Here is a 12,834-nt window from a genome sequence, read left to right as displayed (position 1 = left end):
TTACTTTTCTTCTTTTTTACCGTTACCCGTAAACGTGTGTAAAATTCCGTCTTTTACATTTATCCATAGATAATTAAAAAAGGATTTTGTAGGATCTCTCTCTACTTTAATTTGGCCAAATCTAAATCCATATTCATCGGTTTTAGAACCATCATTCGTGAAGATATTTACGAGTGCCGTCAAAAGCTTGTTTACTCCCAATCGATCTTTTTTCAATACCACAAAACTAAAATCGGAATAACTCATCTTTAGATCTCCCGAGGAAACAAATTCATCTCCGCTAATGGTAAAGTATAAGGCATCAATTGTACCTTTTGCTTCTGCTCTTAAATTAGGTCTTAAAAAAGCATCTAATTCTTTGGTATTAAAATTAGAAATCACCCCAGAAGCTTTAAACAAATGCTTGCCGTTCTCTTCGTAAAAAGACCAATCTAATTCAATTGGGGCTGCACCCATAATTTTTGCTTTGTTCTTAATCGTCAATGGTTTTGATCCTACGCTAGAAATGTTTTTCATTACGGAAGTTACCTCCGTAAAAATTAGTTCTCCTGGTTTTGTCCCAGGCGCTACCAACTCTGAGTAAGAAACGCTTCCATTTTCTACCATCAAACAAGGAATGGTTAAACCAAAAGGCAAGTTTCTTATCGTTTTTCCAAACATATCTTTCAAGCTATAATCATCCGGCATGAGCTTGTTTCTATACATTTCTAAAGCCAAGTCTTTCAATACAACGGAAGGGATTTTTACATCAAATGAATCTTGTTCAATCGTAAAATCAAACTTAGAAAGTGTTACTTCGGGTATTTTTAAATAAATCCAATCGCGCTCTTTGCTAATATGCTTTTGCAGTGCTACTTTCGTATACTTTGTTTTTAACTCCACCCCGTTGATTACGACAGCACCGTCTAACTTAAACTTATCGATATACAGGTCTTCGTAAGGTCCCAAAGCTGTTTTAATAGCATTAGCCGCCAGTGTATAAGAAGAATAGGTAAAAGGAATTTTGTTCTGTACGGTATTAGAAGATACTTTAACATCTTGCAGACTCATAGTTATCGCTTCAGCAGAAAATTGTAAACTATCCGTTTTTCTATCTATAAGCCTTACGTTCGCATTGGTTAATTGAAAATTGTGAACCTTTATTTTTTCTTTGAAAGCTGATGTTTTTGATTTTTTTGTCTCCGTGGAATCCTTTGTATAAAATGCTGCTTTTACATCGTCTATTTTTATATGTTCTACGGAAATAGTGCCATGCCTCAGATATTCTAAATACCCAAAACCGTTTAGACTTAGACTACCTATTTTTGTAGTATTTAACACCGATTGATGCGCTAGCGTGATGTTCTCCAGACTGAGGTGATTAAAAAGTAAACTCAAACTCAACGCTTCATACTCCACTTGCAAAGTAGATGTGAGTTCTTCTTTTAACCCATGCGCTATTTTGTTTTTCACATAAAAATGTGCCGCACTATACAGGAGCACAATCAGAACAATTGTTCCGAGTGTCCATAAAATATGTTTCTTTTGTACTAATGGTTTCAAAAGTTAGGTTGTTTTTTCTTTAGACTGTAAACTTCCTAAATTAGCACCTTAAACAGCGCTCCAATCCAATTTATAATTAACTGAAATAGCGATGATACTATCAAATGTCATAAGAAATGGAGTACTTTGATTCAGAATTTAAATCAGCAACCGTTATATTATGAGAACAGTACTTTTAATTGCTTACCTATTATTGACCCTTTGGTCATTTGGGAGTATTGTTTTACATGGATCAAGACCTACAAAATCATTGAGTTGGTTATTAACTATTCTAGCCATCCCCTTTGGTGGTCCTATACTCTATTATCTTTTTGGGGTGAACAGGAGAAAATTTCGTTTTTTCAGGCTTAGACAAACAGAAAGAAGACGCTTGTATGATGAAACCTATAAAAGCCTATCAACAACAGAAGATGACATTCATGTTCATGACAATAAATACGAAAAACTATCTAACTTAAATAAGAAAAACACATTCTTTCCTTCATATAAAGGCAACAAGGTTAACGTCCTTAATGATGGCGAAGAAACTTTTGATGCCATTTTTGAAGCTATAAAAAACGCAAAGTCCTTTATACATTTACAGTATTATATTTTTGAAGAAGGCGAGCTATTAGAGCAGTTTTACGCCTTATTTAAAGAAAAAATAAAAGAAGGGGTAGAAGTGCGCTTAATCTACGATTCTGTAGGAAGCTTTTCTTTTAGAGGAAAAACGATAAAACGCTTTAAAGATATTGGTGTACAAGCTTATCCAATGATGCCATTACGTTTTGGCAGTTTGCTATTTACTTTAAACTATAGAAATCACAGAAAAATTCTAATCATAGATGGTTGCTTGGGATTTACGGGAGGTGTAAATGTTTCTGATAAATATGTAAAAAAAGAATCCCCCCTTGGTATTTGGAAAGATTTACATGTGCAATTAGAAGGTCCTGTGGTCAATAGCTTGCACCGTATTTTCATTAAAGATTATCATTTTGCGAGCAGCAAAGAAATGCTCATCAACGAGAAATACCTACCTAATCTTAAACCTATTGGAGAAAGTACAGTACAAATAGTGGCTAGCGGACCAGATTCTAGACAACCCGCAGTAATGCAGCAGTATATTTCTATGATCAATAGCGCTACGTCATCAATCTATATTGCCAATCCCTATTTTATTCCAGGCACAACGGTATTACAAGCCATCAAAATTGCGGCCTTGAGTGGCATTCAAGTAAGTCTTTTGATTCCGAATAAATCAGATTCGCTCATGGCAAAATACTCTATGTTCTCTAGGTTTGAAGAGCTTCTTGCCATTGGCGTAAACATCTATTTACGAGACGACTTCTCCCATAGTAAAGTTATATTGATTGATAATGAAATTGCCTCCATAGGATCTGGGAATTTTGACTACCGCAGCTTTGAACATAACTTTGAAGCAAATGCAGTTATTTATGATAAGGAGATTACCGAAGCTATTTGTAAAGAATTTACAGAATATTGTGAAATTAATAAAAGCTTAGATTACGAAACCTTTAAAAACCGCCCAGTTTACGAGCGTTTTATAGAAGGAATTGCCAAATTTTTCAGTCCGTTGCTATAATCCAATGATTTTCATAAGAGTTAATAAATTCGTTGAACTGAACAATAGCATATACAAGTTTACTATATATTTGTCCCGAATAATTTTTTAAAAAAACAACAATGAAAAAAATATTAGGTGTATTTGCAATCATTCTACTCGCTAGCATTTCAGCACAGGCACAAAGTATTTCTAAAAATGCTTTAGGTCTTAGATTAGGAGACAATGACGGATTTGGTGGAGAAATATCATACCAACGCTATTTGAAAGAAAACAACCGTTTAGAGTTTGATTTAGGTTGGAGAGATTCTAACAACGTAGACGCATTTAAGCTTGTAGGTTTATACCAATGGGTAATGCCTATTGAAGGAAACTTCAATTGGTTCGTAGGTGCAGGTGCAGGAATTGGATCTTTTGATGCAGGAGAAAACGATGGTACTTTTGTCTTAATTGCAGGTGATATAGGAATTGAATATAATTTTGATTTCCCTTTGATACTTTCATTGGATATGCGTCCTGAATTAGGCTTTAATGACAATTATTCTGACGATTTAGATTTAGATATCGCCTTAGGGATCAGATATCAATTTTAGATATATGAAAAAGAGAATTAAAAATAAAAAGTGGCAATTAGCCACTTTTTTGCTTTTAGCACTAGCCACACTTATACTTTACGAAAATATGATAGAAAACAATCCAGAACATATTATCCCTGATACTATACGTAAGGAAGCAGAATTTGCCTTATCTCATTATCCTGAATTAAAAAATACCCGAATTGAGTTCAAGTTTAAGAAGGATATTAAAAAATCTATCATGCAAGCGCAGCCTTCTTTCTTAAGCTTATTACGGCCCAAAAAGAAACGAAGTTATTATATTTTTATCAGTGAAAATTTTGAAATAGAAGGCCAAAAATTCGCTACCAAAGATATTCCCGAAAACGTCATGATAGGTTGGTTAGGACACGAGCTAGGTCATGTAATGGATTATAGAAACCGAAGTAGCTTAAACCTAATCTGGTTTGGAATAAAATATTACTTTTTAGACGCATCAATCAAAGAAGCTGAGCGAGCAGCAGATTCTCATGCAGTAGCGAAAAACTTAGATGGGTACATTCTAGACACCAAAAACTTTATATTAAACAACACTAATTTATCAGAAATTTATAAAGCACGAATTAGAAAGTACTATTTATCTCCTGATGAAATTATGATTCTTGTCGAAGAACGTGATAAAGCAAAACAATAGTTACTTACAACTATTGTTTTGCTACAAATTCTTCCCATGTTTTAAACTTTTCTTCATTCATCACACGTTCCATTTTTACTTGACCACCTTTCTTTTTATTAGTACCACTCCATTCATGAAAAACGGAAGGAGAAATAACGGCTACTTTTACACCTTTTAATGCTTTAGAACGGGCAACTCTATAATTTTTATTGGCTTCTTTTAAATGTTCATCTAAAGCAGCAACCACCTCTTCAATAACTAAATTGCTCTCACAACCTAAATACCAGCTGTGGTAAAAATCGTCCTCAAAACGTTTAGCACACAACGTATATTCAGGTATTTTTACATTAAATACTTCTTCTATATAATTAACAGCATCGTCCAATTTATTTACTGATAACTGAGAACCGACTGTATTTAAAAAGAATTTGGTTCTTCCTGTAATTTTAATTTCTGCTCGTTCTATATCTGTAAACTCAATAGTATCTCCAATAAGGTAACGCCACGTTCCTGAAACCGTACTAAGGATTAAGGCATAGTCTTGATCTTTTTCTACTTCAGAAAGTCTCAAGGTAGGGGCATTATTAGTCAATGATCCATCTTGATTGATGTATTCTGGTTTGAAAGGCACAAACTCAAAATAGATTCCGTTGTTCGTAGCTAATTTCATAGCAGCTGTTTCTGGCCTAGATTGGAAAGCTACAAACCCTTCTGATGCTAAATAGGTATCTATAACTGTTATAGGTTTCCCCATTAAAGCCATAAAGCTCTTTTCATAAGGACCGAAGGCTACACCTCCAGAAGTGTACACTTGAAGGTTGGGCCATATTTCATGTATGTTATTTAAATTATGGTCTGCTATTACTTTTCCTAGCATTAATTCTATCCAAGAAGGAATACCGCTTAAGGCTCCAATATCCCAATTTTTGGCATTATCAGATATTTTTTGAACACGTTCGTCCCAATCCTCAATTTGTGCAATTTCTTCTCCTGGTTTATAATAATCTCTAAACCAAAACGGAATATTACTCGCGCTTATCCCACTTATTTCTCCCTCCAGATGCGTGTCCTTATCTGTTAGATCTGTAGAACTCCCCAACATTAAAATACCTTTTTCAAAGAATTCTGCAGGTAAATCAAAATTTGCTAACGCAGCTACTTGATCTATACCTGTACTTTTTATAGCAGCAATCATGTCATATGTTACTGGAATTTTCTTGCTTGTTTTTCCCGTAGTACCTGAACTCAACGCGTAATAGTCTGGCTTTCCTGGCCACGTAATATTTTCGCCACCTTCATGCAGTTTATGCCACCATTCCGCATTCATTTTATTATAATCAAAAAAGGGAATAGTTTCTGAAAACTGCTTAGACGTATTTTCTGATGCTAAAAGTTGATCAAATTTATAATGAATGCCAAACTCAGTATCCTTTGCTTTATCAAGCAAATCTTTTAATACTTGTTCTTGTTCTTGAACAGGGTTGGATTCTGGGGTAAGTATATCTTTTAGATCTATGATGCCCTTTATTACTGCTCCTAAAATAGCCATGGAATTTAATGTATTATGTTGGTTAGAAAAAAATCGGCCTAGGAACTTTCCTGACCGATTGTATATTAGTTAAAGTGTGCTTATTTCCATTAAGAAGTTAAGCGTTAGCAACCTGCCTGTCATGTTTTCCCTCGCCAATTTCTTCAATTACTTTACTTATAAATGCGGGCAAATCGTCAGGATTTCTACTCGTAACAAGGCCGTTATCTACAACAACTTCTTTATCTAACCAAGTTGCTCCAGCGTTCAACACATCATCTTTAATACTTTTAAACGATGTTACTTCTCTATTTTCAATAACCCCAGCGCTAATTAGCAACCAAGGCGCATGACAAATAGCAGCCACCGGTTTATGACTCTTAAAGAAGCTTTGTATAAACTGTATGGAATCTTCGTCCGTTCTTAAGGTATCTGGATTAGCTACACCTCCTGGTAAAACCAACGCATCATAATCAAATTCTTTCGCATCTTTTACTAGTTTGGTAACTTCAATAGCTTCTCCCCAATTTTTATCTTCCCAACTTTTTATTTCACCTTCTTTAATTGAAATTATGTCTACAGATGCTCCTTCATTTTTTAAAGCAGTAAGGGGCTCAAATAATTCAGATTTTTCAAATCCGTCTGTAGCTAGAATGGCTACTTTTTTGTTTTGTAGTTTCATAGATATATTTTTTATTCATTAGTCTTTTACATACTACTCTTGCGAGTATACCACGTAAAATTACAACTGATTCGAATAAAAAATGTGCTCTAATACATGTATAATGAACGCATAAGCAAAGCGTTAGTACTCAAAATTTTTTTGTCACATGTGTAGTAATGGGTATTACTCCATAGGTGTCCCTCTTAAACCTTTAAACTGTTTATGAGCCTTATCTATTTGCTCTTGCGGAGCTTTCTCAAATTCTTTGTCTGTGACCTTATAGACTTTTTGAACACTATCTAATTTTTTGTGCATCATAGCACGCACATATCTGTAATTAATATCATCAATTACGTTATGAAGTTCTTTAGGGTCATTCTCAAGATCATAGAGTTCCCATGCATCTATATCGTCAAAAAAATGAATAAGTTTGTAGTTCTGAGTTCTAATTCCGTAATGTTTTTTCACCATATGAAAAGCCGGATAATCGTAATAGTGATAGTAAATCACCTTTCTAAAATCATCTTCATCCACATTCCCGGTTAGCAAACCTTTGAATGATTCTCCTTGCATTTCTGATGCATATTCTGGTATTCCTGCAAAATCTAAAAATGTGGGAGCAAAATCTAAATTCTGTACCATAGCATTAATAGTCGTATTGCCTTTTATCGTTCCTGAATATTGCATCAACAGTGGAGTTCCAAAAGATACTTCGTACATAAACCGCTTGTCAAACCATCCTTTTTCACCCAAATAAAACCCTTGATCAGAAGTATACACAATTATAGTATTCTCTTCTAGCTTATGTTCTTTTAGGTAATCTAATAACTGCCCTACGCCTTCATCTACAGCTGCAATCGTCGCCATATAATCTTGGAGGTACCGCTGTCCTTTCCACCTTGCTAAAGCTTCTCCGTGTAAATCTGCGGTATGGAGCGCATTATTTTTAGCAAGATAAGCTTCATCCCAGGCTTTCCTTTGCGCTAAAGTCATCCGGTCAAAATCTATAGGCCATGGATTGTGAGCTAATGTAGCACTGCCATATTCTTGCGTCATTTTTAAATCATGACCCTCATACATATCCTTATAAATGGTTTGCAATTGTGCTGCACTTGCCAATTGATTCTCAAAAGTTGGAAAGTATGTATCTGGAAGCGGAAATAAAACACTATCATATTTGTTTGCATGACGGAGCGCAGGCATCCAATTTCTATGCGGAGCCTTATGCTGTACCATTAGAAAAAAGGGTGTAGTATCTTGCTTCCTGTCTTTTAACCAATCTAAAGCATCATTAGTAATAATATCCGTAGCATATCCTTCTATACGGGTAGTATCGCCATTTTCAATAAAATCTGGATTGTAGTAATTCCCTTGATCCACAATTATTTTCCAATGATCAAAGCCTTCTGGATATCCATTCAAGTGCCACTTGCCAAATAAAGCCGTTTGATATCCCACTTTCTGCATCAGCTTTGGCAATGTAAGTTGGGCACCATCAAAATGGTCTCCGTTTTTTCTAAACCCGTTGATATGACTGTGCTTTCCTGTTAATATAACCGCCCTACTAGGACCGCAAATAGAATTGGTCACATAACTATGCTTAAAAAGCGCGCCATTGTCCGCAATCCTATCAATATTAGGAGTAGGTGCTATTTTACTTATAGGATGACCATAAGCGCTAATGGCTTGCATTGCATGATCATCAGACATGATAAAAATAATATTTGGCCTTTTCTTCTCTTTACTTTTTTCCTTATTAGCACAAGACACAAACCATAAAACTAAAAAAGAAAAGACCAAATATCTCATTAAAATACTTTTAGTTCAAGCTAAACGTAGCAGTTAAAGTAGCATCAGAATTAGTGCCCACATAGATCTCAAAATCTCCAGGCTCCGCTACAAATTCTAAATAAGAATTATAAAATTTTAAATCTTCTGGAGTTAATGTGAGGGTTACCTGTTTGGTTTCTCCTTTTTTAAGCATTACTTTTTTGAACCCTTTCAACTGTTTTACCGGTTGCGTAATGCTTCTTACCACATCTCTAAGGTATAGCTGCACCACTTCTTCCCCATCAAAATCGCCGGTGTTTTTAACACTTACCGTAACTGTTAAGGGTTCATTTTGGCGTATTTGAGAAGTATTTACCTTTAAATTACTATACTCAAATTCGGTATAACTTAATCCGTAACCAAAAGGTAATAAAGGAGTATTTGGAGCATCTAAGTAATTAGATTTAAACTTTTCAAATTCGGCCGTTGGTTGCGGTCTACCTGTGTTCTTTATACTGTGATAGATAGGAATCTGACCCACATTTCTAGGCCATGTAGCAGTTAATTTACCAGACGGATTGTAATCTCCGAACACCACATCTGCAATGGCGTTCCCTGCTTCTACTCCAGGAAACCACACTTGAAGAATACTAGCTGGTAAAGCAAGCTCTTCTTCTAAAACCAAAGGCCTACCACTCATTAAAACAAGCACCAAAGGTTTGCCTGTTGCTGCTAAAGCTCGTATTAATTTTTTCTGACTTTGAGGTATAGAGATGTCTGTTCTACTAGAAGATTCTCCTGTAAACTCAGTAGCCTCCCCTACTACAGCTACCACCACATCTGCTTCTTTTGCTAAAGCTACCGCTTCAGCAAGCATAACCTCCGCACTGCGTTTATCTATAGTTACGCGTTCTCCAAATACATTAATTTTCGTGGCAAGTGCAGCGTCATCCGTAATATTGGCTCCCTTGGCATAAGAAATTATTGCATTAGGAGCTACATTTTTAAAGCCTTGAAGAATAGAAACAGAGAGTTGCGGATCTCCAGTAGGGGCCCATGTACCTAACATATTGTCTTTACTATTTGCCAAATCGCCTATTAAAGCAATTTTGGCATTTTTTTGAAGGGGTAAATTTTTAGATTCGTTTTTAAATAATACGAATGATTTTTTTGCAGCCTCTCTTGCTAAAGCTCTATTTTCATCTTTCAGAATATCTTTAGCAGGTCGTTTTTTATCTATGTATTTATAAGGATCATCAAATAGTCCTAAATTAAATTTTGCCTCTAATATTCTACGGCAAGCAGTGGTAATTTCCTCCTCTGTAACTTTTCCTTCTTCCAGCGATTTTTTTAAGGTGGTTAAAAAACCTTCGCCCACCATATCCATATCTAAACCAGCTTTTAATGATAAAGCAGATACGGCTTGTAAATCTCCTAAACCATGAGCTATCATTTCATTGACAGAAGTATAATCTGAAACCACAAAACCGTTAAACTTCCAATCATCTCTCAGTAAATCTGTTAACAACCATTTATTTCCAGAGGCAGGAATACCGTCAATATCATTAAAAGAACTCATAACACTACCCACACCAGCATCTATAGCTGCTTTGTATGGCGGTAGGTACTCATTATACATTTTAAGTCGGCTCATATCTACAGAATTGTAATCTCTACCTGCTTCTGCAGCTCCATAAAGGGCAAAATGTTTTACAGTTGCCAACATGGTATTCTTGGCCATAAGGTCTTCACCTTGATACCCCGTCACCATTGCTTTGGCAATCTGAGAACCCAAATAAGGATCTTCCCCAGCGCCTTCAGAAATTCTTCCCCAACGAGGATCACGAGAAATATCAACCATTGGAGAAAAATTCCAATTAATTCCGTCGGCAGTAGCTTCTAATGCCGCGATCTGTGCTGTTCTTTTCATTAATTCCATATCCCAAGAAGACGATAATCCTAAAGGAATCGGAAAGGTGGTTTTATAGCCGTGAATAATATCAGATCCAAAAAAAAGAGGGATTCCTAAACGTGTTTTTTTTACGGCAAAATCTTGCGCTGTCTTAATTTTCTCCGGTCCGGAAATTCCGAATAAGCCTCCAACCTGACCGGCTTTAATTTTTTCCTCTACATTAGAACTTACCACAGAACCTGTAGCAATACCGCCACCTGGAGTAACTAAATTTAACTGCCCAATTTTCTCCTCAATAGTCATCTTTTTTAATAATGCTTCTACTTCGGGAATTGTACGCTGTGCCTGTATTGAAGGAGCTGCAAAAAATGCGGCTAGTGTTAAAATATGTAAGACTTTTAATTTCATTTTTACTATGCTATTTAAAATTGTAACTGACTTATTTTTTTTGTGCAAATAACCAAGGGAGTAATTCTGGCTCTGCGAATGCTGAATCCCAACTGTTATGATTAGCATCACTATAAATGGTAACATTTGGATGCCCACCATAGGCTATGATTTTCGAAGCCATTTCTAGGGATAATTTTGGATCTACGACATCATCCTTAGCGCCATGGAAAATCCATAAGGGTACTTTCTTTGCAAATTCTTCAGAACCTTTCTCATCACCACCACCGCAAATGGCAATTGCTGCTGCAAACGTTTCTGGCTTTCTATGCAAAATTTCATAGGTGCCCATTCCGCCCATAGATAAGCCCATGACATAGATTTGATCTTCTTTTACAAAAGGTTTTCCTACCAACTCATCTACTAATTGCATTACCATATGCATTGCCTGTGTTGGTTTTCTATGGTATTTAAACTTTAAAGAAACAGGTTTTGATTTTCTATTCACCTTAGCATTTGACCAATAATCTTCTTTTGGGCATTGTGGAAAGACAACAATCGCAGGGAAGTTTTCTAAACTTTCTTCACTAGCAAACAAAGCGCTACCATGGGTTAATTGCGTTTCATTATCTGCACCACGCTCTCCTGCTCCATGTAAAAAAAATACGATGGGGTATTGATTGGTATCTATGAAATCTTTGGGATACATAATGCGATACTTTAGCGTATCTGAATCTTGAATAAAACTTTCTTTTTGATAGTTTTCCTCTTGTGCTTGTGCATAAAATGCAACAAAAAGAAAGAGTACCGCGTAAGCTAATTTTTTAATTTCCATAGGTGAATTCTAATTTTGTTAAGCCAGCTTTTACCTCATCATTTTGCATGAACAATTGCCATAACAATCCTGATCTATAATTTTCTATCATGATAATTTGTGGTCCTTGATCTATAGCTAAATAAGCCTCTGCTACCCAATTGTATTGCGGACTAAAAGCGTCATAAAAACCAGCAGTTCCTAAGAGCTCCTCTTTTTTTCCGTAGAAGTAATGTAATGCTTGTAAAGACTCCTCAGGGGTATACACTATTGAACTAATTGCAGCCGTAGGAGAAATAACGCCTAAATCATTATTAGGTGCATGAGCTGCATATCCTAAGCTACCATCTGTATTTCTAGAATAGCTTGCCGTTAAACCCCAACAATCCTCGCCGTAGTCTTTGTAATTCTTAGGATTAGCAATGGCATAATTATAATTAATCTTACTATGATTTATACTTACCTCGCCATAGTTGACATAAGCATCTGCAAGGCCATTTGGGTTTAATCCTAAAAAGGAATAGTGTGAGAAAAAAAGCGGACCTCCTAACTGTTCTGCCCCAGCGTGGTTCACCAATAATGGGAATCCGTAAGCACTGTTGGAAGATGTAAACGTACCGTTGGTAGCCCATCCGCCATCATATACAGATTTTGATATGCTGTAATCAGGAGAGGCTGCGGCTAATACATAAGTAATTAACGTTTCGTTATACCCTTTTAAAGCGAGGTTAATAGCAAATCCGTTCGCGGGACTCCAATGCCAAAACAAGGCCTCTTCTGCTTGTGTGTACCAGTTCCATTCTACACCTTTCCAAAGTTCGTCTGCTTTATTCGCTAATGCTTGTTCTGCTTCAGAGCCGTCTTTAAAGTATTCTTTTACACAGATAAGTCCTTGTACTAAGAAAGCCGTTTCTACTAAATCTCCACCGTCATCTAGCGCACTAAAAGGCTTTACTTTTCCTGTATCCCCATCTACCCAATGCGGCCAAGCACCGTGAAAACGATCTGCTGTATCTAAAAAAGTAACAATTTTAGTTAAGCGATTTACAGCATCTGCTCTTGATACATAGTTTCGTTCAATACCCACTAAAATTGCCATTAAACCGAAACCTGTACCGCCAATAGTTACCGTATTTGCATCATTATCCGGATCATTAGGATGGTATCTTTCTTTTGCCCCTCCAGAACTTGGATGTGCATAATCCCAAAAATATTTAAACGTAGTCTCCTGTGTAACATCTAATAACTCTTCATCTGTAATTGAAATAACAGGTTCTTCTGGAGTTACTGGAGTTTCCGGTAATTCTGATACCCCCGTAGGGCCTTGAGAATCACTTTTGGAACAAGAGAAAACAACTAATAAAAGAGAAGATAAGAGGGTATATTTTATGTAATTCATCTGGATAAAATAAAAGTCTTAAAAACA

10 protein-coding genes are annotated in these 12,834 nt (G+C 36.0%); 3 read left to right on the top strand and 7 right to left on the bottom strand.

Annotated elements, in window-relative coordinates:
• On the bottom strand, positions 1-1,542 hold the full coding sequence (locus GQR94_RS09615) for a hypothetical protein (RefSeq protein ID WP_158975296.1): 1,542 nt from the start codon (positions 1,540-1,542) through the stop codon (positions 1-3).
• A gap of 160 nt (positions 1,543-1,702) precedes the next feature.
• On the opposite strand from GQR94_RS09615, the gene cls reads away from it, so the two are divergent.
• The 3 genes from cls to GQR94_RS09600 all read left to right on the top strand — a co-directional run bounded on the left by cls (position 1,703) and on the right by GQR94_RS09600 (position 4,351).
• Entirely contained in the window at positions 1,703-3,124 is a 1,422-nt protein-coding gene (gene cls / locus GQR94_RS09610) for a cardiolipin synthase (RefSeq protein ID WP_158975295.1), read from the top strand.
• A 101-nt stretch (positions 3,125-3,225) separates the two neighbouring features.
• Positions 3,226-3,696: a hypothetical protein gene (locus GQR94_RS09605; RefSeq protein ID WP_158975294.1), complete on the top strand. Its 471-nt coding sequence runs from the start codon at positions 3,226-3,228 to the stop codon at positions 3,694-3,696.
• 4 nt (positions 3,697-3,700) lie between these two features.
• Positions 3,701-4,351, top strand: coding sequence for a hypothetical protein (locus GQR94_RS09600; protein ID WP_158975293.1), 651 nt, complete (start codon positions 3,701-3,703; stop codon positions 4,349-4,351).
• A gap of 10 nt (positions 4,352-4,361) precedes the next feature.
• Here the strand turns inward: GQR94_RS09600 and GQR94_RS09595 are convergent, their stop codons facing one another.
• From GQR94_RS09595 to GQR94_RS09570, 6 genes are all read right to left on the bottom strand, one after another.
• Positions 4,362-5,882 carry a GH3 auxin-responsive promoter family protein gene (locus tag GQR94_RS09595; RefSeq protein ID WP_158975292.1) on the bottom strand — a complete coding sequence of 507 codons (1,521 nt, stop codon included), beginning with the start codon at positions 5,880-5,882 and terminating at the stop codon, positions 4,362-4,364.
• A 97-nt stretch (positions 5,883-5,979) separates the two neighbouring features.
• Positions 5,980-6,543, bottom strand: a complete 564-nt coding sequence (locus GQR94_RS09590; protein ID WP_158975291.1) for a type 1 glutamine amidotransferase domain-containing protein — start codon at positions 6,541-6,543, stop codon at positions 5,980-5,982.
• 165 nt (positions 6,544-6,708) lie between these two features.
• Positions 6,709-8,334, bottom strand: a complete 1,626-nt coding sequence (locus tag GQR94_RS09585) for a sulfatase (RefSeq protein ID WP_158975290.1) — start codon at positions 8,332-8,334, stop codon at positions 6,709-6,711.
• A gap of 10 nt (positions 8,335-8,344) precedes the next feature.
• The gene (bglX, locus tag GQR94_RS09580) at positions 8,345-10,615 is read right to left on the bottom strand and encodes a beta-glucosidase BglX (protein ID WP_158975289.1); all 2,271 of its coding nucleotides are present in this window, start codon (positions 10,613-10,615) and stop codon (positions 8,345-8,347) included.
• Positions 10,616-10,646: 31 nt separating this feature from the next.
• Positions 10,647-11,429 (bottom strand): prolyl oligopeptidase family serine peptidase, encoded by a 783-nt coding sequence (locus tag GQR94_RS09575; protein WP_158975288.1) that lies wholly within the window; start codon positions 11,427-11,429, stop codon positions 10,647-10,649.
• Complete coding sequence (locus GQR94_RS09570) at positions 11,419-12,807, bottom strand: glucoamylase family protein (protein ID WP_158975287.1); 1,389 nt, start codon at positions 12,805-12,807, stop codon at positions 11,419-11,421. Before GQR94_RS09570 ends, GQR94_RS09575 begins: the two co-directional genes overlap by 11 nt.
• Between the last annotated feature and the right edge of the window lie 27 nt (positions 12,808-12,834).

Source organism: Cellulophaga sp. L1A9, assembly GCF_009797025.1.
Classification (GTDB): Bacteria; Bacteroidota; Bacteroidia; order Flavobacteriales; family Flavobacteriaceae; genus Cellulophaga.
This window is presented reverse-complemented; position numbering and strand designations above follow the sequence as displayed.